Below are 22393 nucleotides of genomic sequence, written 5' to 3' on the forward strand. Positions count from 1 at the left end.
GGGAGGTTTTATGATGGAAGTTGCAATTTTTTTGATTATTTTTACAGTGCTCGCTTACTTTCTTAGTCGTTATCTATATCACGTAGCATTACTGATGCCTGCTGCGCCTGATAAAGTATTCGGTGGTATAGAGCGTTTGATTTATAAACTCATTGGTACAGAATTAATGCCGATGTCTGGAAAAACATACGTAAAGCATTTTTTACTATTTAATGCTTGTATGGGTGTTGTGAGTTTCATATTACTCACGGTACAACAGTGGTTATTTTTAAATCCGAACGGTAACTTAAATCAGTCTATGACATTAGCATTTAATACGGCTGCTTCATTTTTAACAAATACTAACTTGCAGCACTATGCAGGTGAATCGGGGCTAACCTATTTGACGCAGATGATTGTGATTACTTATCTGATGTTCACATCGAGCGCTTCGGGGTACGCAGTGTGTATTGCGATGCTTAGACGTTTAACAGGCGTTACAGATGTTATAGGTAATTTTTATCAAGATGTGGTCAGATTTATCGTGCGCGTTTTGATTCCTTTGTCTTTTATCGTCAGTATTTTCTTGATCAGTCAAGGGACGCCCCAAACATTCAAAGGCAATTTAACGATTGAAACACTGTCAGGATCTATACAACGCATTGCATACGGTCCTATTGCATCATTGGAATCTATTAAACATATTGGTACGAATGGTGGGGGCTTTTTAGGCGCAAACTCATCAACGCCATTTGAAAACCCGACCATTTGGACGAATTATATCGAAATGTTGAGTATGATGATGATTCCGGGTGCGCTTGTTTTTTTATTTGGCCGAATGTTAATGAAAAATGGACGTCACATTCATCGCCATGCTTATGTTATTTTTGGGACAATGGCGGCGTTTTTTTTAATGTTTTTTGCAATTGCAGTCGTATCTGAAATAAAAGGCAATCCAGTACTACATCAACTTGGCATTGCAGGCGCGAATATGGAAGGGAAAGAGGTGCGTTTTGGTCCTGTCTTTTCGGCGCTTTTTACAACAGTCACAACAGCATTTACTACAGGAACAGTTAACAATATGCATGACTCACTCACGTCTTTAGGTGGTTTAACACCACTTGTACTGATGATGCTAAACGCGATTTTTGGTGGCGAAGGTGTAGGATTAATGAATATGTTGATCTATGTCATGCTGACTGTTTTTTTATGTAGTCTTATGGTCGGCAAGACGCCTGATTATCTTGGTATGAAGATTGAAGCGCGTGAGATGAAACTCATTGCGCTGACATTTTTAATTCATCCGCTTTTAATTTTAATATTTAGTGCGCTTGCGTTTATTGTTCCTGGTGCAAGTGATGCGATTACGAACCCATCATTCCATGGGGTCTCACAAGTGCTATACGAAATGACATCTGCTTCAGCTAATAACGGTTCAGGATTTGAAGGATTAGCAGACGATACACCATTTTGGAATATAGCGACGGGTGTTGTCATGTTGCTTGCGAGATACGTGCCGATCGTACTTCAAATTATGATTGCATCGAGTCTTGTTAATAAAAAGACGTATCAAAAAGAGACAGAAACCATTCAGTTAAGTACACCTTTTTTCGGAGTGACTTTGTTTATTTTTATTGTATTGCTCAGTGGTTTAACATTCTTGCCGGTGCTTTTACTTGGACCAATTGGAGAGTTTTTATCGTTACGTTAAAAGGAGGATACGTGTTATGCAACAGCATTCAAAAACTTTAAACCATGCCATTTTAAAACAAGCTGTCATTGAAAGTTTTATTAAATTAAATCCTAAAGTTTTAATCAAAAATCCTATTATTTTTGTTGTTGAAGTCGGTATGGTTTTAGCACTTATATTAACGATTATACCGAATTTGTTTGCATCAGATGGTTTATCTCGAACATATTTATTTGTGATTTTTGTTATTTTGCTATTGACTATATTATTTGCGAACTTTTCTGAAGCGATTGCAGAAGGGCGTGGTAAAGCACAAGCCAGTGCACTACGTCAAACGCAATCAAAGATGACGGCACGTATCATCACGCATCAGGAGGCTTATCAGACGGTCGATGCTTCAACGTTGAAACGAGGCGATAGAATACGGGTTGAAGCAGGCGAACAAATTCCAGCAGACGGTATTGTGATAAATGGTTTAGCAACTGTAGACGAATCAGCAATTACAGGCGAATCAGCGCCTGTCATCAAAGAGTCAGGAGGGGATTTTTCGGGTGTCATAGGGGGGACAGTTGTGACATCAGACTGGCTTGAAATTGAGGTTGATAGTGAACCGGGTTCGTCTTTTTTAGATAAAATGATTGCACTAGTTGAAGGTGCTGAACGCCGTAAGACGCCAAACGAAATTGCACTTTTCACATTGTTAATTACGCTAACTATTATTTTTTTAGTTGTTATTTTGACGCTTTATCCGATTGCGCGTTATCTAAACTTAAATATTCAAATTGCGACATTAATCGCATTAACGGTTTGTTTAATACCAACGACAATTGGAGGGCTATTATCTGCAATTGGTATTGCAGGTATGGACCGTGTGACACAATTTAACATTTTAGCTAAAAGTGGCCGAGCAGTCGAAACTTGCGGGGATGTGGACGTGCTAATTTTAGATAAAACTGGCACAATCACATACGGAAATCGTATGGCTGACCGTTTTCTAGCTGTTGAAGATCATCTTTATACGCGTTTGATTGTAGCGGCATATGAAAGTTCGTTCTATGATGATACACCAGAAGGCAAAAGTATCGTTAAACTTGCCCAAAACAGTAAAGTCACATTACCTGAACAAGTTGAAGGAGAGTATCAACCTTTCTCAGCAGAAACGAGAATGAGTGGTATTAAGACTGTAGAACATCACGTTTATAAAGGGGCACCAAACAGTATGATTAAACGTATTAAACAGCAAGGGGGAGAGATACCAGACAACATAAATCACCTTGTCACTGAAGTTTCAAGCGAAGGCGGTACCCCTTTGATTGTAGCTGAAGATCATACCATTCTTGGGGTGATTTATTTGAAAGATGTCATTAAAGAAGGATTGGTTGAAAGATTTGCAGAACTTAGAGCAATGGGAATCGAGACGGTGATGTGTACAGGTGATAATGAACTGACCGCTGCTACAATTGCGAAAGAAGCGGGTGTTGATCGCTTTATTGCTGAGTGTCAGCCAGAAGATAAAATTAATGTCATTAAATCTGAACAAGAACAAGGCCACATCGTAGCTATGACAGGTGATGGGACAAATGACGCACCTGCACTAGCACAGGCGAATGTCGGTCTTGCTATGAATTCAGGAACAACAAGTGCAAAAGAAGCAGCAAACTTAATCGATTTAGACTCTAATCCAACTAAACTCATGGAAGTTGTTAAGATTGGCAAGCAACTCTTAATGACTAGAGGCGCATTAACAACATTTAGTATTGCGAATGATATTGCAAAATACTTTGCTATTTTACCTGCCATGATGATGTCGGCTATTCCAGGTATGTCTGTACTGAATATCATGCATCTACACTCGCCTGAATCAGCAATATTGTCAGCGCTTCTCTTTAACGCGCTCATCATTATATTGCTCGTTCCTATCGCAATGAAAGGGGTTCATATTAAAGGGGCGTCAACAGAAACGATATTAATGAAAAATATGCTAGTTTATGGTCTTGGAGGCTTAGTCGTCCCGTTTATAGGAATTAAGCTTATTGATTTAATCATTCAATTTTTTGTTTAGGAGGCTTATTATGAAACAATTGAATACAAGTTTAAGATTTGTTTTTGTGACAATGATTCTTTGTGGTTTAATCTTTCCACTTACTGTCACAGCAGTAGGCCAACTCTTTTTGAATTCGCAAGCTAACGGAAGTCTCGTCAAAGTGGATGGGCAAGTGGTTGGATCTAAGCTTATCGGTCAAAAGTGGACACAGCCAGAATATTTTCATGGTCGTCAAAGTAGTGTCGACTATAATATGAGTTCAACAGAGGAAGGTGTCGCTTCAGGTAGCCATAATTATGCGAATAGTCATCCTGATTTGAAAAAACGTGTCAATCAAACGATACGAGATGAAGGTGGGCACTTAACAAATGATGCGGTAACTGAATCGGGTTCGGGTTTAGATCCTCATATTACAGTACTGAATGCTAAGCGCCAAGTCGATCGTATCGCAAAAGAACGACATATCAATCCACAGCGTATTAACCAACTTATTCAAGATCACACGACGCATCACGGTCTTGTCGACGATTATGTGAACGTATTAGAACTCAATATCGCTTTAGATCAAATGTAGGAAATATTGTGGAGAACCAATAGAGAATTTAAATAGAACCGAGTAGCACATGAAATGATTTTTCAAAATTTTGATGAGCTGCTCGGTTCTGTTATGAATAAGGTTATTGACAATGTAGCCAAAGTTTCAGCAAAGTCTAACTGCATGATAATTTTGCTTTTATAAAGAGCTGTGTAGTAGTTGTTTACTGATAATCCAGTGCTCTGGATCTTTATAGACTAAGTTTTCAGTCGTTAAATCGTGAATAATATGACTGACAGTTTCTCTAGAGAGACCTGCCATATCACCTAAAGACTGAATGGTAATAGAAGCGGGAACTTCATAAAAAGCATCCGTCTCAATCCCAATATTTTCGCAAATATGGTTGATCAAATAAATAACTTTATCTTTCGCAGTTTTGCAAGTTAAAATCATATTATGATGTATATGTTGTTTCATATTCAGAGTTAAGAGTTCATAAATACGAATGAATAAATGATGGTCTTTCATACACAAAGATTCAAGCAAATATTTAGGAATACATAGGACGAGACAATCATGAAACGCTGTACACATTTCATGCGTTTGTGTTGCATTAAATAGTTGTTCTATAGGGAATAATTGGGGTTCTCGATTCATCCATAGATAACTTTCGCCTGTATCGCTATAGGACTCTCGTGTAATTAAGCCACGGACTAAAAATTTAAGATGTGTCGTGTCTAGCGTATCATAATAAATGACTTGTCCTCTTTTATATGCTCGCAGTGTCAGTTCTTCTTTAAAAGCGTTTAGTTTTGAGGTAGAGATGTTTAAATGATGTGCGAATGTTTGAACTGCAATATCAAATTCAGTTTGATTGAGTGTGGAATTATGATACGTCATGATTGAATACACCTCTTTTTATAAATGGATATGTGTTCCAGTATGTTTTTCAAATGCTGTATAAGCATTCGCAAGATTTGTAATGATGACTTCTCTATTTGGATTTTGACCGATAAATTGGATGGCTGCTTCCACTTTTGGGCGCATAGAGCCTTCTGCAAATTTGTCAGCTTCAACATAGCGCTGCAATTCATCAACGGTAATATCAGAGAGTTTCTCTTGGTTCGGTTCGTTGAAGTTAATATAAACATGTTCTACATTTGTCAAAATCATTAAAGTATCTGCATCGATTAATTCAGCAAGCTTTTCACTTGCAAAGTCTTTATCGATAACTGCTTCAATCCCTTCAAATGAATGAGATTGACGAACGACAGGTACACCCCCACCACCACAGGCAATCACGATATTACCACTGTCGACAAGGGTATTAATCATTTGATGCTCTAAAATCGAAATAGGTAATGGTGAAGGTACCACTTTACGAAAGCCCCTGCCGGCGTCCTCTTTATAGACCGATTCTGGGTTGGATTGTTTGAGTTGTGTCATCTCAGTCTCTGTATAAAAAGGGCCAATAGGTTTAGTAGGATGGTGGAGACGAGGGTCATTACGATCAACTTCGACACGAGTAATGATCGTGCCTACATGTTTGTCGCTTTGAATCTCACTTAGAATACGATTTACTTCTGTTTCTAGCCAATACCCAATCATACCTTGTGTCATCGCACCGCAAGTATCTAAAGGCATAGCAGGTGTTTGTGGACTATCAGATTTGGATTGTTGAATGAGTAAGTTCCCAATTTGTGGGCCGTTTCCGTGTGAGATGACAATAGGGTATTCCGCTTCGAATAATGGTTTGAGTCTATCCATTGTTTCGCGTATCGATGCTTGTTGATGTGCTGCTGTCGCATTTTGACTTTGAATAGCGTTACCGCCTAATGCGATTACAATTTTTTTAGTCATATCAAATCACTCCTCATTATATCACGCTGATTGAATGCGTTAAAATTTTCACAATACCTATAACAGCAAAGATGAGTATCAAAGTCATTAAAGCGTAATCTGACTTTTGAAGGGGGCGTTCATTATGCTTTTGAACCCAAATGAATACAATCAATCCAGGAATGTAAAGTATCATCGTTAGCAATAAATATTCGAGTCCTGCTGCATAGACGAGCCACACTGCATAAATCGAGGCTATGATACTGACAATCCAGCGACGGATGGTGTGCTCAGCCTGTATGATATTGTATTTAAATAAGTAAAAGGCACTTAACATATATGGAATGAGTACAGCACTTGATGCGAGTGAGTACGCAAATTGATACGCACTATCAGTAAAGATCATACTGATTAAAAAGAGCTGTACAAGTATATTCGTTATCAATAAAGCATTTACAGGTGCGCCGTTGATGTTGGCTTTTGCAAACCAATTTGGGAAAAGTTTATTTTGAGCTACGATGAATGGCAGTTCACCTGCAAGCAATGTCCAACCGAGCCAAGCGCCAAGTACAGAAATAATTAATCCGAGATTGACGAATACAGCTCCCCATGGTCCGACGATTTGGGCGAGTACATCTGCCATCGAAGGGTCTTGTAATTTCGAAATATCCGATTGATGTATGACACCTTGGGCAAGTACTGTCATTAAGAAATAAATAATGAGTACAGATGTTAAGCCGATTACAGTTGCGGTACCTACGTCTTTTTTAGATTTTGCGCGGCCAGAGAATACAACAGCACCTTCTATACCTGTAAAGACCCAAACAGTCACAAGCATGGTACTTTTCACTTGTTCTAATATACTGCCCCAATTGAATAGACCAGCATGTTGTTCTGTACCATAAAAGCCAGCCATAAACGTATCAAAGTGAAAGACCACAATCATACAAACAATCACCAAAAAGATCGGAATTAACTTAGCGACGGTCACAATACTATTGATAAATGCAGCTGTCTCAACACCTTTGAGTATCAAAAAGTGTACAGCCCACAATAAAATTGAGGCGACGATAATACTTGGAAGGGTATTCCCGCCTTGAAAGATAGGGAAAAAGTTTCCAACTGCAGACATGAGTAATGTCGCATACGCAACATTGCCTAAAAAGGCAGCAAACCAATACCCCCAAGCACTACAAAATCCTATAAAGTCACCGAATCCAGCTCGTGCATAGCTATAGATGCCGCCGTCTAGATCAGGTCGTGCATTTGTTAAAATTTGAAAGACAAAAGCGAGTGCAATCATACCAATAGCGGTAATCACCCAACCTATAATGAGTGCAAGACCTCCAGCTTCTTTACCCATATCAGAAATAATATTGAAGGCACCTCCACCAATCATAGAACCAATCACAAGACCGATGAGAGATGATTTGTTTAAGTATTTTTCATTTGCATTATTCATATCACTCATCCCTTAGATGTAAGGAGAAAAGGCTTTAGATGTGTAAGCGAGTGCTCTGTGCCTTTTTCTTCCTTATTTTATTTTTTAACTGAGTGTAGCAGCCATAACAGCTTTAATCGTATGCATACGATTTTCTGCTTGGTCAAATACTTTTGAACGAGCACTTCTAAAGACGTCGTCAGTCACTTCCATTTCACGAATGCCATGTTTATCATAAATTTCTTTACCGTATTTCGTTTTAATATCATGAAATGCAGGCAGGCAATGTAAGAAAATTGTATGAGGCTTACCTGTTTTATCGATTAAAGATGCGTTGACTTGATAATCTTTCAATAAATTGATGCGTGTTTCGAATTCACTTTCTTCTCCCATCGAAACCCAAACATCTGTATATATCACATCTGCCCCTTCGACAGCGATATCGATATCATCTGTCACCATCACCGAGCCGCCGTCTTGTTCGCCGCGTTGACGTGCAATCTCTACATAATCTCGAGATGGAAAGAGTGATTTCGGTGAACATATGCGTACGTTGACACCAAGCATTGCACCGGCAACCATCAATGAGTGAGCAACGTTGTTACGACCATCGCCAATATAAGTGAGCGTAATACCCTCTAACGTACCGAAGTTTTCTTTCACTGTCATATAATCTGCAAGCATTTGAGTAGGGTGCCAAGCATCTGTTAGACCATTCCAAACTGGAACGCCTGAATGTTCAGCGAGTTCTTCTACCATCTCTTGTGAAAAACCACGAAACTCTATCCCATCAAACATACGTCCGAGAACTTTGGCAGTATCCTCGACAGATTCTTTTTTACCGAGTTGGATATCATTTTGACCTAAAAATTCAGGATGTGCACCTAGGTCTATCGATGCGACTGTGAATGCTGCTCGCGTACGTGTAGACGTTTTTTCAAAGAGTAAGGCAATATTTTTACCTTCTAAATAATGGTGTTTAATATTCTGTTGTTTATAGGTTTTTAAAGTCATTGCTAAATCAATCAATTGACTGAACTCTTCTTTCGTAAAGTCGCATTCTTTAAGTAAAGATCTTCCTTTTAATTGAGTAGGTTGAACGAGTTGATTCATATTAAAAACCTCCTAATAAATTATATTTCTTCTCGCACAAGGGGTTGACTCATACAACGTGGCCCCCCGCGGCCTCGGACAAGCTCGCCACCCGGTATCTCGATGACTTTAATGCCTTTGTCGCGCAACAGTTGATTAGAGACATAGTTTCGATCATATGTGACTACGACACCAGGTCTAATACACAATGTGTTTGAGCCATCGTTCCATTGTTCTCTAGGACCGTCAATCGCATCACCATTACCAGTTGGGATAAATTCTATATGATCGATATGAAGTGCGTCTTCGAGTGTTTTTTTGAGTTGATGAGAGTGGGTGATTTTGATGTCATCACGCTCTGGGTCTTTTTCAATGATAAAAATATTCATATTATCTTCAGCTTTTAAAATAGCGGCGTGCATTGTGAACTTATCGTAATCAATCATTGTAAACACAGTGTCTAAATGCATAAATGTACGGCTTGTCGGAATTTCAATTGCGATAATCTTGTTAAATGTTGTAGATTCATTTTTGAAAATACTGCGTGCTAAACGCTCAATCGCTTGGGCTGATGTACGTTCAGAAATACCAATAGCGATGACTTCTTTGGATAATATCAATTCATCGCCGCCTTCAATATTGAAAGGACTGTCACGATCAAGCCAAACAGGTGTGTCGTTCCCTTTAAATCGCGGATGATATTTTAAAATATAGTGCATGAACATGGATTCTCTACGTCGAGCGCGCCAGAACATGCGATTAATGGTCATACCGTGACCTACTGATGCTTGAGGGTCTCTTGTAAAGTAAAGGTTCGGCATAGGGTCAAGATAAAATGGATATTTATCATCCATATGCTCAACTAAATGTGTAGACTTAAGTTTGATTTCTTCTTTTCGAACGCCGGCCATTATTTTGTCAACAAGTGCTTGATTATCTAAAGTTGAAAAAAGCGCTTTAATTTCACTTTCATGACCGAGTACTGTTTTTCTTGATTCTGAGAGAATATCGTCGATGAATTGATCTCGAACGTTTGGATTTTCGATACTCTCTGCAGTTAACTTTTCAAGATAGAGTACTTCAATACCTTCTTTTCTTAAAACTTCTGCGAAATAGTCATGCTCTTTTTGAGCGACTTTCAAATATGGAATGTCGTCGAATAGTAAACCGTCTAAATAATCTGGGACAAGGTTTTCGAGTTCCTTACCAGGTCGTTTTAAAAGTACGGTTTTTAAACGACCAATTTCACTATTCACTTGAATAGCATGTGCCATGTGATGACCTCCTTAATGAATTGATGATGGTTTAAGCATAAAACAAAAAAACGCTTTCAATGTGATTAATTTCACATTAGAAGCGTTAAAAATTTGGTTATATTATTTTTGTAGATACATAAAAGTGTTTTTTTATTCTTTATAGAAGCTATCATTCAAGAGAATAGTGAATAAAAAGTGAATATCATCAGTCGTATTAAGGCGAAAATTGTGACTCATGCAAAATAGTGCATAATCATACTTATAAGTTGTGATGAGGGCCGAATAATTTAAGCCGTAATTGTTGTGCGCATTGATTTGAAGATGTCATCAGTAATGTAAAATCATTACCACTGACTGATCCGAGTATCTCTGGTAATTCAAGAGCATCAATATGATAATTGAGTTTTTGTGCAAATCCTGGAGAAGTATGAATCATTAAGCAGTGATTCGAAATAACGATTTTTTGAATATCGTATTGGTAGAGTGTATGGATGATGGCGCTATGATCTGTAGTGGGGGTGTTTTCTGGAACTTGAAATACATAAGTAGATGAATCAAGTGGAACTTTAGTAATATGAAGTGCTTTCAAATCGTTAGTAATGGTTGATAAACTCATATATTCATTAAATTTGTCTCTGATAATTGATAAAATGTCACGCTTTGAAGTAATGTGGTTTTCTTGCACAATCATTTTAATGAGTATACGTCTTTCTTCTTTATTCATAAACAACACCTTCCGATATAGAAATGAATAGCTACAAAAGTCATTGTCAAATTTTAATGCGTGGTGAAAGTTTGGGTAGTAGCGACTTTGAGATGTATCTCATTATAAAATTTTATACTCAAATATGGAAGCTATGTCACAAATTTTATAAATATTATATTTTATTGATATAATATAAGAAATAAATTGGGATGACGTGTTTATACAGTTTTAAATTTTTGAGATTTATCAGGACAGTGATTGTATTATCATACATTGGAAGTGAGGCGGATTTTCACAAAGATAGAGCCTTTATTTATCGTTTTAATATAAATGATTTTGTGTAAGTTTCTTTCAAAAAAATAAATGAAAATTATTATCATTTGGATTGACATTTATAAAGGGAATCGCTACTATAATGAATAAATCGTAATTCTTACGATTTATTATGTGGATCATCTATGGAAAAGGAGGGTTATATGACACAAGGCAACGTTGTATTTTCAAAATATAATCCATCTGGCAACATGACAGTTCTAGTCCATTCAACGCATCCGAAGTCACATTATGTGAATATTGCCAACCAATTGATGGCTACAGAACATATTTGTTGTGAACAAGTCGGATTTATCGAAAAGGGGCATCACGATAAGTTGAAATTAGTCATGAGTGGACATGAGTTTTGTGGTAATGCCACGATTTCTTTTTTACATTACTTAAAAACTCAGCAGCTTTTGCCTTCTCATCAAGTTGATGTTGAAGTATCAGGACGTCAAGACCTTGTCTCTTGTAAAGTACATCATGACAACTCGTATGAGGTGACAATGCCAAGTCAAAAACAAATCACTTCAACAAAACTCAATATGAAGGATCAAGTACTCAGTGCGAAACGTATTGAATATGATAGTTATCTGCATTTTGTAGTGCCTGTCCAACATATTAATGAAGAGATAAAGCAAGCGGTAGAACAATTTATACAAAAAACAAAATGGGATGTGCGTTTTAAAACAGTTGGGGTGATGTTATATCAACATCATAATGATTATATGGAACCCTTTATTTATGTTCCATCAATAAGTAGTATGATTTGGGAGCAAAGTTGTGCATCTGGAACAGCATCAGTAGGTGCCTATATCCATCATCAGACGGGACAATCATGTCATTATCGACAGATATCACAACCTGGTGGTATTTTAAGCGTTTCTACAAAACAAAATCACAACGCATATCATACAACGATTAAGGGACATGTCACTACAGTAGCAACAGGAACAGCATATATAGAATAGGAGCATAATATGAAAGCAGTGACAACACCACAGTACATTCAAACGAAACTTCAAACATTTTTAACGCAATTTGAGCAACTATATGCCGAGTTCAATGTGTCGAATTCAAATGTCGATGCAATTGAAAGCCTCATTGATACATATAGTCATTTTGTCATGAATTCTCAGCACGAAAAAGCCTATCAAGCATGGGACGAAACTGAAGCAAAACAACAGTTAACAAGACAGCTTGCTGATATCTCAGCGCAATGTGTGAAAGCTGTTGAAACTATACGTGCACGCCGCTTATTAGAAGGCGTCTCTGGAACGTCAGCTTATTTTGATAACATTGAGCATTGCATATTAGAAGAGTTTGGACAATGTCATATCTCAGAAGAAGATACGTTACTTCTTGTAGGCTCAGGGGCATATCCTATGACCCTTATACAAGTTGCAGAAGAAACGGGTGCAACGGTGATTGGTATTGATATTGATGAAGAAGCAGTCCAACTTGGGAGACAAGTCATTCAACGTTTAGCACCTGGATATGATATTCAAATTTATCATCAAACGGTTGATGCAGTGCCGCATATTGAGGAAGTGACACATGTGATTTTTAGTTCAACTGTTCCAGTTAAGTATCAAATATTGGATCAGTTGTATGATTTGATTCCGAATCATGTCAGTGTGTCGATGCGTTATGGAGATGGATTCAAATCGATATTTAATTATCCGTCAAAAATGATTGACACAACCAAATGGAGATGTATTGAAAAGCAACATCGCCCGGATCATATATTTGATATTGCGATTTATGAAAAAGTAGGTGGCAACCATGACTAGCTATCTGATTTCAGGTACAGGCCCTGTAGCAGTACAACTAGCGTGTATCTTTGGAAGAAATGAAGATGCTGTGATTGATATGGTTGGGCGCTCGAAAGACTCAATCAAGTCTCAAACTTTTTATCAAGCTTATCAAAAGCATGGCCAGTTAAAAGTATCTGTACAAAATAAGGCACATGCTATTCTTGAAGGTGAGCACACTTTACGTCAACTTTATGCGGACTACCAAGAAGTTGTTGGGCGTTACGACACTTTAATATTAGCATGCACATGTGATGCCTATATTTCAGTATTGCAACAACTACCCAAAGACACATTGCGACACCTTAAACATATTATTTTAGTATCGCCTACACTAGGTTCGCACATCATCGTTCAACAGTGGATGGCACAATACCAAAAAGAGGTTGAAGTGATTGTATTTTCGACTTACTTAGGTGACACACGTATTGTTGACTCAAAACAACCTTATCACGTCTGTACAACGGGCGTAAAATCGCATTTATATGTAGGATCGACGCATAAGTCTCATTATTATGAGCAGATGATTAAGATGTTTAGAGCGATGCATATTCAGTTACGTGATACAGAAACACCATTTCAAGCAGAAGCAAGAAACAGTTCATTATATGTGCATCCACCACTCTTTATGAATGCATTTTCGTTAAATGCCATTTTTAATGGTACGGATGTGCCTGTATATGTGTATAAGTTATTTCCAGAAGGTCCTATCACGATGACATTGATTCGAGAAATGCGACAAATGTGGCAAGAAATGAATCAAATTTTATTAAAACTAAATGTGCCTTCGATGAATTTACTCAAATTCATGGTGAAAGAGAATTATCCCGTACGCCAAGAAACATTAGATGAGAGAGACATTGAACAGTTTGAAACTTTATCAACTATTCATCAAGAGTACTTACTCTACGTACGTTATACAGCGATATTAATCGATCCATTCTCAGAGCCGAATCAAGAGGGCCGTTATTTTGATTTTTCTGCAGTACCATTCAAAAGAATATTTAAAAATGAACAAGATCAGATTCAAATCCCACGCATGCCAAGCGAAGATTATTATCGCACTAAAATCATCCAACAAATGGGTCGTCTATTGGATGTAGATACACCTATGATAGACACTTTACTTAGACGTTATGAAACGCAGCTAGTTGATTACAAGCGCAATCATCCGAATGAACATTTTACAAAGCAATTTGACGTATGTGAATTCGAACAAGATACAGCAATGCTTCGTTTGAATATTGAAACAGCAAGAACATAATTGATGTGGGATGGAACTGTATCAAGAAAGAGGTCAACGATGAAAACATTATCAAAAATGAGCGCCGTACTTTTTGCATCAGGTATTATCTTAGCAGGGTGCGGAAGTGACAAGGCACTTGAGCAACAAAAAGAAGACAAACAACTGACATATACAACAGTTAAAGATATTGGAGACATGAACCCTCATTTATATGGTGGATCGATGTCTGCTGAAAGTATGATTTACGAACCATTAGTTAAAAATACAAAAGAGGGGATTAAGCCCCTGCTTGCCAAAAAATGGGATATTTCTGATGATGGACAAACATATACATTCCATTTAAGAGATGACGTGAAATTCCATGACGGAACACCATTTGATGCTAATGCTGTTAAAAAGAATATTGATGCTGTCCAAAGTAATAAAGATTTACATTCATGGTTGAAAATATCAACACTGATTGACCATGTAGATGTGATTGATAAAAATACAGTATCGATCCATTTAACAGAGCCTTATCAACCTGCATTGGCAGAATTAGCAATGCCACGTCCATACGTTTTTGTATCGCCGAAAGATTTCAAAGATGGCACAACGAAAGATGGCGTCAAAAACTTTGATGGAACAGGTCCATATAAAATGGGTGAGCATCAAAAGGATGAGTCTGCTGAATTTATTGCCAATGATGCATATTGGGGTGACCAACCTCAAATTGAAAAGGTGAAAGCAAAAGTAATGCCAGCTGGAGAAACATCATTCTTATCGATGAAAAAAGGTGAAACCAACTTTGCATTCACAGATGACCGCGGAACTGACAGCTTAGATCAAGATGCATTAAAGCAATTGGAAGATACAGGATCATATAAAGTGTCACAAAGTGTGCCAATGAATACGAAAATGATCGTTGTGAACTCAGGGCAAACGAAGAGTCCAGTTCATGAAAAAGAAGTACGTCAAGCGTTAGGTCACATGGTCAACCGTGACAAAATTGCCAAGGAGATCTTGGATGGTCAAGAAAAACCAGCTAAGCAACTCTTTGCTAAAAATGTAACAGACATTAACTTTGATGTCCCAACACGTCAATATGACTTGAAAGCTGCAGAGCAATTACTCGATCAAGCTGGATGGAAAAAAGACAGTAACGGTATGCGTCAAAAAGATGGCCAGCCATTAACATTGGCACTTACTTTTGACAAGGGATCATCAAGTCAAAAAGAAGAAGCAGAATACTTACAGTCAGAATTTAAAAAGGCAGGCATTCAGTTAAATATTAATGGTGAAACTGCAGACAAAGTGGCAGATCGACGTTCATCAGGTGACTATGATTTAATGTTTAATCAAACTTGGGGATTATTGTATGACCCTCAAAGTACGATGTCAGCATTTAAAACGAAAACAGGTTATGAAAGTGCAACATCTGGTATTAAGAACAAATCAGAACTCTACAATGCCATTGATGCTTCTTTCAAAATTCAAGATCAGAGTGAGCGTTCAAAAGCATATGAATCGATTCTTTCAACATTAGAAGATGAAGCTATCTTTATTCCAATCTCACATGGTCGTATGACAGTTGTAGCACCTAAGGACCTAGAAGGTGTATCTTTCACACAATCACAATATGAATTGCCATTTAACGAAATGCACTACAAATAAAGGGGCGCTTGGATGACGAAATTTATATTTAAGCGTATTGCGCTCATGTTTCCATTATTAATTGTCGTTAGCTTTTTGACATTTTTGATGGCTTATCTGACAGATCGAAACCCAGCAGTTACGATTTTACATGCGCAAGGTGCACCACATATTACACCGGAATTAATTGAAGCAACAAAAGAAAAGTACGGCTTAAATCAACCGCTTCTGATTCAATATAAAGATTGGCTGATTCAAGCAGTACAACTCAATTTTGGAACGAGCTATATTACAGGAGACCCTGTATCGGAGCGGATTGGTCCTGCATTTTGGAATACGTTAAAGCTTACGCTCATTTCAAGTTTAGCAGTCATCACGACGTCAATTATTTTAGGAGTAATGAGTGCATTGACAAGAGGACGCATTACTGACCGAATCATTCGGTCAGTTGCCTTCTTCTTGACAGCACTTCCGTCTTATTGGGTTGCATCATTACTCATCATGTACATTTCAGTGTCACTGAATTTATTACCAACTTCAGGATTAGCAGGCCCGGAAAGTTATGTTTTGCCTGTTTTGGTGATTACAATGACATATGCAGGCATCTATTTTAGGAATGTGCGCCGTTCAATGATAGAACAGCTTAATGAAGATTATGTGCTGTATTTAAAGGCATGCGGAGTTAAACCTTTTACCTTAACTTTACATATTTTGAGAAATGCATTACAAGTGGCAGTGTCGCTATTTTGTATGTCTATTCCTATCATTATGGGAGGAATCGTTGTTGTTGAATACATATTTGCGTGGCCAGGACTTGGACAGCTAAGTATTAAAGCAATACTTGAGCAAGATTTTCCAGTAATCCAAGCGTATGTCCTCATCGTCGCAGCTTTATTTGTTGTTTTTAATACGATTGCGGATATTATTAATGCATGTCTAAATCCAAGGTTGAGGGAGGGACATTAATGCGTATTGTAAACAGGTTGCTCCATGATAAAGGAGCCGTTATATTTCTTTGTATTATTCTCTTATACCTGTTATTAGGTATATTTGCACCACTTATTACGCCATACGACCCTACAGCAGTCAATATATCAAATGCGTACGCAGGCCTCAGCTTAGAGCATATACTTGGAACAGATCATTTAGGACGTGACATATTAACACGATTAATATTTGCGATACGACCTAGCTTGCTTTATGTCTTATTTGCGTTATTGATATCGGTCGCAATCGGCACAGTTTTAGGTTTAATAGCCGGTTATTTCCGAGGTTATATAGATGCGATTTTGATGCGACTATGCGATGTTATGCTCGCTTTTCCAAGTTATGTCGTAACACTTGCTTTAATCGCGCTATTTGGTATAGGCATGGAAAATATCATTATTGCGTTTATATTGACAAGATGGGCTTGGTTTTGTCGCGTCATACGTACGAGTGTGATGCAATATACAGCTTCCGATCATGTGAAGTTTGCTAAGACCATTGGTATGCCCAATTATCAAATCATGTTAAAACATATACTACCGTTAACGCTTGCTGATATTGCGGTGATATCGAGTAGTTCGATGTGTTCGATGATTCTTCAAATATCTGGATTTTCATTTTTAGGTCTTGGCGTTAAAGCACCGACACCCGAGTGGGGAATGATGCTTAATGAAGCACGTAAAGTCATGTTTACACACCCAGAAATGATGTTTGCACCGGGTATTGCTATTATTATTATTGTCATGGCCTTTAACTTTTTATCTGATGCATTGCAGGTGGCCATTGATCCTCGGATCGAAACGAAACGTTCGCGCAGACGCATCACGAAAGGTGTGAGACCACTATGAAATTTTTGAAGATTGATAACCTGACTATTACTGATGCGTGGACAGAAACGACACTTGTCAAAGACGTGTCTCTTGAATTGGAAAAAGGTGAAACGCTTGGAATTATCGGAGAGAGTGGAAGCGGCAAATCATTGACCTGCAAAGCAATAGCTGGTTTGAATCCAAAACACTTACGCACTTCTGGAGAAATCATATTTAATGGCATCAATATGAATCATCAAAGTGAAAAAGCGTTAAGACAATTGCGTGGACGTTCGATTGCAATGATTATGCAACAAGGGAGCCGTGCATTTGATCCATCTACAACAGTAGGTAAGCAAATGATAGAAGTTATGAGAACCCATACACAGTTGCCTCAATCAGAAGTGAAAGAAACATTAATCACGTATATGAGCTATATGGCTTTAAAACAGCCCGAAAAAATTTTGCACACCTATCCTCATGAGTTATCAGGAGGAATGTTGCAACGTTTGATGATTGTCCTTGCACTTGCCTTAAAGCCACAACTGATTATTGCAGATGAACCTACAACAGCGCTTGATACGATTACGCAATATGAGGTCCTTGAAGCTTTCGCTAAGATTAAACAACAATTTGATTGTAGTATTATCTTTATTTCTCATGATTTAACAGTCATTCAAAATATTGCTGATAAAGTCGCTGTAATGAAAAAAGGTGCTATTGTTGAAATGGGACCAAAAGAAGTGATTTTAAAGCAGCCGACACACCAATATACCAAATATTTATTAACAGCTAAAAAGAAAATTAATGATCATTTTAAACAGGTGTTAAGAGGTGCTTCTTATGATTAAAGTTGAAAACGTTGAGAAATCATATAAAGGTATACAATTGTTGAGAAAATCAATGAAATCCGTGATAAAAGGTGTTAGTTTTGAATGTCCTGTCGGGGCCTCTATTGCGATTATTGGCGAAAGTGGCAGTGGTAAATCGACATTAAGTCGACTGGTACTAGGCATTGAAAAACCAGATCGAGGGACCGTGACCATTGAGGGACAGCCGATTTATAAACGACAAGTGCGTTACCAACAAATGGGTGCAGTTTTCCAAGACTATACGTCCTCGTTGCATCCATTTCAAACAGTGCGAGAAATTTTATTTGAAGTTATGTGTCATTGTCGAACTGAAACGAAAGCGTCAATGGAACGAGAGGCCAAGGAATTACTTGAAGAAGTGGGCTTATCAGAAGGCTTTTTAGACAAATATCCGAATACATTATCAGGTGGAGAGGCACAAAGAGTAGCTATAGCTAGAGCATTATCCATTCATCCTAAATATATTTTATTTGACGAAGCGATTAGCGCGTTAGATATGTCTATCCAAACACAAATATTAGATCTATTAAAGCAGCTCAAATCAACAAGGCAATTAAGTTATATTTTTATTACGCATGATATACAAGCTGCAACATATTTGTGTGAAGATCTTATTATTTTTAAAGAAGGTCGTATTGAAGAGAAAATCAAAACAAAGGACTTACATCGTACGACCAATCGATATACACAAGAATTGATTCAAAAACAACTCACATTCTAAGGAGGACGTTCAATGAAAGGTGCAATGGCATGGCCTTTTCTGAGATTATATCTATTAACTTTAATGTTTTTTAGTGCGAATGCCATACTCAATGTTTTTATTCCATTACGTGGCCATGACCTAGGTGCGACCAATACAGCTATAGGTGTTGTCATGGGTGCATATATGTTAACAGCGATGGTCTTTAGACCGTGGGCTGGACAAATTATTGCCAAAATAGGGCCTATTCACATATTGCGTATTATTTTAGCAATCAATGCTGTAGCACTTATTTTATATGGTTTTACAGGTTTAGAAGGATACTTTGTTGCTCGGGTAATACAAGGTGTATGTACAGCCTTTTTCTCAATGTCAATCCAATTAGGTATTATTGACGCATTGCCTGAGAAGCACCGATCAGAAGGGGTATCTCTTTATTCATTATTTTCAACCATTCCTAATCTTGTAGGGCCTCTGATTGCCGTACAAGTGTGGTCATTAGGTCATATGAGTGTATTCGCATTAATTATGATTATGATTGCTTTATCAACTGCCTTTTTTGGATATGCGTGTACAATGGGAGAAAAAGAGCCAGACACATCCAAAAAGGTTGAGCCTATTCCATTTAATGCAATTACGGTATTTGGTCAACTCTTTAAAAATCGTGTGCTCTTCAAAAGTGGTTTAATTATGGTAATTGCGTCTATTGTTTTTGGTGCAGTCAGTACGTTTATACCACTCTATATTGTGAACGCGCAATTTGGGAATGCTGCAATATTTTTAACAACACAAGCTATTGCTGTTGTAGTTGCACGTTTTTATTTGAGAAAATATATTCCTTCTGATGGACTATGGCACCCAAAATTTATGGTAACTGTGCTTAGTTTGCTCTGTGTTGCAGCATGTCTCGTTGCACTTGGTCCATACATATATGTAATGCTATTTTATTTTAGTGCAGTCATGATAGGGATAACGCAGGCGCTAGTATATCCAACATTAACATCGTACCTGAGCTTTGTATTACCAAGTGCAGGGCGTAATATGTTGCTTGGACTATTTATCGCTTGTGCAGACTTAGGGATTTCATTAGGCGGTGCTTTAATGGGACCTATATCTGATTGGGTTGGTTTTATGTGGATGTATTTGATTTGTAGTGTACTTGTACTCTGCATTATCATATATAGCATCCTGCCTCAACCTTCACAACAATATCAATAATAGTTATAACGATTCTGGGACATCAATCCCAAAATAATAGCGTAGAGATGCTTCAATCATGAAACATCTCTACGCATTTCTTTTATCAATCATTCGTATTGTTTGGATCGCATTTCTTAGGGGATGGGGCGAGCTAACAATACGACGTGATATACATATAATTTTACATTAAAATACTTTAAAAAAAGACACTTTCGTATCATTGAATGAATCATCTCATTATAAGAAAATTTCAAGATATTTATATCCCAGCCTGGTTGCCTTGTCAAAGCGTAAACTTAATAAGCTTGATAGACGGTGTTTCGCATGCAGAGTTTTCGGCATAACTTCGCAATTCTTCAAAATTTGAGGAACAATTTTTTGAATTGCTCGAGTTATGCTCAAACTCAAACCGCATGCTCAACAACCTTTTTGTTACAAGTTCATTAGTTTTTCTTCTTGTTGTATGCGTGTATAAAGTAGGTATGCGTATGGTATGAGTAGTATGGAAGTGTATGTTGCGTGTGTGAGTAATAATACACCGATTAATTCAGGGATAATATTTAAGTAATAGTTTGGGTGTTTGGTCATTTTATATAATCCCGATTTGATGATAGGGTGTTTAGGCAATATAAACAGCTTTAATGTCCAAATAGGTCCTAACGTACGTATAACATGGAATAAGACGCTATAAGCAAATATTAAAATAATGAGCCCGATCAAACTAATAATGTCAAAGTGACGAGGGTTTATGATAGCTTCAACACCAGCTAAAACATATATTAAAGTATGTACAATAGCTAAGAACTTGGAATTTTTTTGTCCATATTCTTTTGCGCCTTGTTGAATGAGTCCTTTAGCGTGTTTAATTGATATGGCTAAACTTCCAAGTCTTATGATAAAAAATAGAAGTAGTATAGTAAATAACATGATATCCTCCTGTAGTTACAGTCTTTTTAATGCAATATATAGTTTATAGTCTTTTATAAAAGAATGCTATTAACTATTTATTAACTATTTCATACAATAGTTCATTGAAATTTTGAAAAGATATCAAAATGAGTGAATGTATACATAGTGAGTTGAAATGTGTAAGATACAGATATCATCAGATGATTAAATGATATGTTAAAAGGTTATTTGTAATATAAGGGGGATTAAATATGGATGTAAGATTTCCGATAGGTCAATTAGAAGTTCCAGAATCTATTTCATTAGATGATATTCAAACATGGTTAGAGGATATTGATGGGTTTACAGCACGTTTGAGTGAAACAGTAACAGCATTAGATGATACAGACCTTGAAAAAACATATCGTGAAGGGGCGTGGACAGTGCGTCAATTGGTGCATCATATTGCTGATTCACAGCTTAATATGTATCAACGGCTAAAGCTCGCATTAACAAATGACGGTGTATCTCTACCCGAATTTGATCAAAACCATTGGGCTCAGCTTCCAGACAATCAAGCCCCTATTCATGTCTCGTTGGATTTAATAAAAAGTTTAAACGCTCGCATCGTAGTTTTAGGTCGTGGACTGCAAAGCCACCAACTTCAAAATCAGTTTTTACTTGAAGGAAAAGAAGCGGTATCAGTTGGGGAAACAATTGCCAAGTTATCGTGGCACGCCAATCATCATCACGCACATATTAAAGTAGCATTAGGGGAAAAGATTCAGTAAATAACTATAATATGTAGAAATAAGAAGAGAGTATCAAGGCTAGGACGTCTCAATAGCCTTATACTCTTTTTTATATTTATCAATGTCGATGTTTGAATGTCTATTTCTTTGATTGCTCTGTTTTCGTAATGTCACATTCAACATGTCACTTATAATATGAAGCTTTAATTTTTCCTCATCAATATTACTAAATGAGAATAGTTGTTTCATATGGCTTTTTGGTGTTTTCTGTGAATCTATTGCCTTCTTCATGACGAGTATAATTCTCATGTTTAGCTTCAATTATTAATGTATTTTAAGCAAATTGAAGTGTAATATCCTCTTTTTTGATACTTGGTAAAGCGGCTTCTACTACATATGCATACCTCATTCTTTAATAACTGTGTGGATTCAAAAGTGCATGATTGAAAGCATGGAATAAATCTGTTGCGTTTATATTGAAAAATGAGTTGTTAAAAGGCTTCATTTGGAATGTCATAAAACACCGCTCCTTTAATCATTATGACTACAAATTAACGACACACTAATAGTTAAAGATTGGATAAATGACTTATATC

General features: G+C 37.2%; 21 protein-coding genes. 13 read left to right on the top strand and 8 right to left on the bottom strand.

Annotated elements, in window-relative coordinates; genetic code table 11:
• The first annotated feature begins 13 nt into the window (after nt 1-13).
• From kdpA to kdpC, 3 genes are read left to right on the top strand one after another with little or no spacing between them, the layout of a single operon-like run.
• Nucleotides 14-1690: a potassium-transporting ATPase subunit KdpA gene (gene kdpA, locus C7J90_RS03720; protein WP_103207106.1), complete on the top strand. Its 1677-nt coding sequence runs from the start codon at nt 14-16 to the stop codon at nt 1688-1690.
• Between the two features lie 16 nt (nt 1691-1706).
• Entirely contained in the window at nt 1707-3731 is a 2025-nt protein-coding gene (kdpB, locus tag C7J90_RS03725; RefSeq protein ID WP_103207108.1) for a potassium-transporting ATPase subunit KdpB, read from the top strand.
• Between the two features lie 10 nt (nt 3732-3741).
• Nucleotides 3742-4287, top strand: coding sequence for a K(+)-transporting ATPase subunit C (kdpC, locus tag C7J90_RS03730; protein ID WP_103207110.1), 546 nt, complete (start codon nt 3742-3744; stop codon nt 4285-4287).
• A 159-nt stretch (nt 4288-4446) separates the two neighbouring features.
• Here the strand turns inward: kdpC and C7J90_RS03735 are convergent, their stop codons facing one another.
• From C7J90_RS03735 to C7J90_RS03760, 6 genes are all read right to left on the bottom strand, one after another.
• Nucleotides 4447-5148, bottom strand: coding sequence for a Crp/Fnr family transcriptional regulator (locus C7J90_RS03735; RefSeq protein ID WP_103207111.1), 702 nt, complete (start codon nt 5146-5148; stop codon nt 4447-4449).
• An 18-nt stretch (nt 5149-5166) separates the two neighbouring features.
• Nucleotides 5167-6108 (bottom strand): carbamate kinase, encoded by a 942-nt coding sequence (gene arcC, locus C7J90_RS03740; RefSeq protein ID WP_103207113.1) that lies wholly within the window; start codon nt 6106-6108, stop codon nt 5167-5169.
• A 16-nt stretch (nt 6109-6124) separates the two neighbouring features.
• Nucleotides 6125-7549: an arginine-ornithine antiporter gene (arcD, locus tag C7J90_RS03745; RefSeq protein WP_103207115.1), complete on the bottom strand. Its 1425-nt coding sequence runs from the start codon at nt 7547-7549 to the stop codon at nt 6125-6127.
• Nucleotides 7550-7633: 84 nt separating this feature from the next.
• Entirely contained in the window at nt 7634-8641 is a 1008-nt protein-coding gene (argF, locus tag C7J90_RS03750) for an ornithine carbamoyltransferase (protein ID WP_103207116.1), read from the bottom strand.
• Nucleotides 8642-8661: 20 nt separating this feature from the next.
• Nucleotides 8662-9894 (bottom strand): arginine deiminase, encoded by a 1233-nt coding sequence (gene arcA / locus C7J90_RS03755; protein ID WP_103207118.1) that lies wholly within the window; start codon nt 9892-9894, stop codon nt 8662-8664.
• A gap of 241 nt (nt 9895-10135) precedes the next feature.
• Nucleotides 10136-10600: an arginine repressor gene (locus C7J90_RS03760; RefSeq protein WP_103207119.1), complete on the bottom strand. Its 465-nt coding sequence runs from the start codon at nt 10598-10600 to the stop codon at nt 10136-10138.
• A gap of 458 nt (nt 10601-11058) precedes the next feature.
• On the opposite strand from C7J90_RS03760, the gene cntK reads away from it, so the two are divergent.
• Genes cntK through cntE form a run of 9 tightly spaced genes read left to right on the top strand, consistent with a single transcriptional unit; the run spans nt 11059 to nt 20175 of the window.
• Nucleotides 11059-11868 (top strand): histidine racemase CntK, encoded by an 810-nt coding sequence (gene cntK, locus C7J90_RS03765; RefSeq protein ID WP_103207121.1) that lies wholly within the window; start codon nt 11059-11061, stop codon nt 11866-11868.
• A gap of 9 nt (nt 11869-11877) precedes the next feature.
• A complete protein-coding gene (gene cntL, locus C7J90_RS03770) occupies nt 11878-12690 on the top strand; it encodes a staphylopine biosynthesis enzyme CntL (RefSeq protein WP_103207122.1) in 813 nt (270 codons plus the stop codon).
• Nucleotides 12683-13975, top strand: coding sequence for a staphylopine biosynthesis dehydrogenase (gene cntM, locus C7J90_RS03775; protein WP_103207124.1), 1293 nt, complete (start codon nt 12683-12685; stop codon nt 13973-13975). Before cntL ends, cntM begins: the two co-directional genes overlap by 8 nt.
• Nucleotides 13976-14014: 39 nt before the next feature.
• Nucleotides 14015-15610, top strand: a complete 1596-nt coding sequence (gene cntA, locus C7J90_RS03780) for a staphylopine-dependent metal ABC transporter substrate-binding lipoprotein (RefSeq protein WP_103207125.1) — start codon at nt 14015-14017, stop codon at nt 15608-15610.
• A gap of 12 nt (nt 15611-15622) precedes the next feature.
• On the top strand, nt 15623-16555 hold the full coding sequence (opp1B, locus tag C7J90_RS03785) for a nickel/cobalt ABC transporter permease (protein ID WP_103207127.1): 933 nt from the start codon (nt 15623-15625) through the stop codon (nt 16553-16555).
• Nucleotides 16555-17424 (top strand): staphylopine uptake ABC transporter permease subunit CntC, encoded by an 870-nt coding sequence (gene cntC / locus C7J90_RS03790; RefSeq protein ID WP_103207128.1) that lies wholly within the window; start codon nt 16555-16557, stop codon nt 17422-17424. The genes opp1B and cntC overlap by 1 nt, the downstream gene beginning before the upstream one ends.
• A complete protein-coding gene (gene cntD, locus C7J90_RS03795; protein WP_103207130.1) occupies nt 17421-18236 on the top strand; it encodes a staphylopine uptake ABC transporter ATP-binding protein CntD in 816 nt (271 codons plus the stop codon). The genes cntC and cntD overlap by 4 nt, the downstream gene beginning before the upstream one ends.
• Nucleotides 18229-18978 (top strand): ABC transporter ATP-binding protein, encoded by a 750-nt coding sequence (locus C7J90_RS03800; protein WP_103207132.1) that lies wholly within the window; start codon nt 18229-18231, stop codon nt 18976-18978. The genes cntD and C7J90_RS03800 overlap by 8 nt, the downstream gene beginning before the upstream one ends.
• Nucleotides 18979-18990: 12 nt before the next feature.
• Nucleotides 18991-20175 carry a staphylopine family metallophore export MFS transporter CntE gene (gene cntE / locus C7J90_RS03805; protein ID WP_103207134.1) on the top strand — a complete coding sequence of 395 codons (1185 nt, stop codon included), beginning with the start codon at nt 18991-18993 and terminating at the stop codon, nt 20173-20175.
• 414 nt (nt 20176-20589) lie between these two features.
• On the opposite strand, the gene C7J90_RS03810 is transcribed toward cntE, so the two are convergent.
• Complete coding sequence (locus tag C7J90_RS03810) at nt 20590-21084, bottom strand: isoprenylcysteine carboxyl methyltransferase family protein (RefSeq protein WP_103210156.1); 495 nt, start codon at nt 21082-21084, stop codon at nt 20590-20592.
• Nucleotides 21085-21317: 233 nt separating this feature from the next.
• Here C7J90_RS03810 and C7J90_RS03815 point away from each other — a divergent pair, with 233 nt between their 5' ends.
• On the top strand, nt 21318-21836 hold the full coding sequence (locus tag C7J90_RS03815) for a YfiT family bacillithiol transferase (protein ID WP_103210154.1): 519 nt from the start codon (nt 21318-21320) through the stop codon (nt 21834-21836).
• Between the two features lie 39 nt (nt 21837-21875).
• Here C7J90_RS03815 and C7J90_RS03820 read toward each other — a convergent pair whose 3' ends face one another.
• Nucleotides 21876-22046 carry a hypothetical protein gene (locus tag C7J90_RS03820; RefSeq protein WP_158701898.1) on the bottom strand — a complete coding sequence of 57 codons (171 nt, stop codon included), beginning with the start codon at nt 22044-22046 and terminating at the stop codon, nt 21876-21878.
• Nucleotides 22047-22393 lie beyond the last annotated feature (347 nt).

It is taken from the genome of Staphylococcus felis (assembly GCF_003012915.1).
GTDB lineage: Bacteria > Bacillota > Bacilli > Staphylococcales > Staphylococcaceae > Staphylococcus > Staphylococcus felis.

Coding starts and splice junctions, on each gene's coding strand:
- kdpA (WP_103207106.1), top strand. CDS start 14: ATGGAAGTTGCAATTTTTTTGATTATTTTTACAGTGCTCGCTTACTTT.
- kdpB (WP_103207108.1), top strand. CDS start 1,707: ATGCAACAGCATTCAAAAACTTTAAACCATGCCATTTTAAAACAAGCT.
- kdpC (WP_103207110.1), top strand. CDS start 3,742: ATGAAACAATTGAATACAAGTTTAAGATTTGTTTTTGTGACAATGATT.
- C7J90_RS03735 (WP_103207111.1), bottom strand. CDS start 5,148: ATGACGTATCATAATTCCACACTCAATCAAACTGAATTTGATATTGCA.
- arcC (WP_103207113.1), bottom strand. CDS start 6,108: ATGACTAAAAAAATTGTAATCGCATTAGGCGGTAACGCTATTCAAAGT.
- arcD (WP_103207115.1), bottom strand. CDS start 7,549: ATGAATAATGCAAATGAAAAATACTTAAACAAATCATCTCTCATCGGT.
- argF (WP_103207116.1), bottom strand. CDS start 8,641: ATGAATCAACTCGTTCAACCTACTCAATTAAAAGGAAGATCTTTACTT.
- arcA (WP_103207118.1), bottom strand. CDS start 9,894: ATGGCACATGCTATTCAAGTGAATAGTGAAATTGGTCGTTTAAAAACC.
- C7J90_RS03760 (WP_103207119.1), bottom strand. CDS start 10,600: ATGAATAAAGAAGAAAGACGTATACTCATTAAAATGATTGTGCAAGAA.
- cntK (WP_103207121.1), top strand. CDS start 11,059: ATGACACAAGGCAACGTTGTATTTTCAAAATATAATCCATCTGGCAAC.
- cntL (WP_103207122.1), top strand. CDS start 11,878: ATGAAAGCAGTGACAACACCACAGTACATTCAAACGAAACTTCAAACA.
- cntM (WP_103207124.1), top strand. CDS start 12,683: ATGACTAGCTATCTGATTTCAGGTACAGGCCCTGTAGCAGTACAACTA.
- cntA (WP_103207125.1), top strand. CDS start 14,015: ATGAAAACATTATCAAAAATGAGCGCCGTACTTTTTGCATCAGGTATT.
- opp1B (WP_103207127.1), top strand. CDS start 15,623: ATGACGAAATTTATATTTAAGCGTATTGCGCTCATGTTTCCATTATTA.
- cntC (WP_103207128.1), top strand. CDS start 16,555: ATGCGTATTGTAAACAGGTTGCTCCATGATAAAGGAGCCGTTATATTT.
- cntD (WP_103207130.1), top strand. CDS start 17,421: ATGAAATTTTTGAAGATTGATAACCTGACTATTACTGATGCGTGGACA.
- C7J90_RS03800 (WP_103207132.1), top strand. CDS start 18,229: ATGATTAAAGTTGAAAACGTTGAGAAATCATATAAAGGTATACAATTG.
- cntE (WP_103207134.1), top strand. CDS start 18,991: ATGAAAGGTGCAATGGCATGGCCTTTTCTGAGATTATATCTATTAACT.
- C7J90_RS03810 (WP_103210156.1), bottom strand. CDS start 21,084: ATGTTATTTACTATACTACTTCTATTTTTTATCATAAGACTTGGAAGT.
- C7J90_RS03815 (WP_103210154.1), top strand. CDS start 21,318: ATGGATGTAAGATTTCCGATAGGTCAATTAGAAGTTCCAGAATCTATT.
- C7J90_RS03820 (WP_158701898.1), bottom strand. CDS start 22,046: ATGAAACAACTATTCTCATTTAGTAATATTGATGAGGAAAAATTAAAG.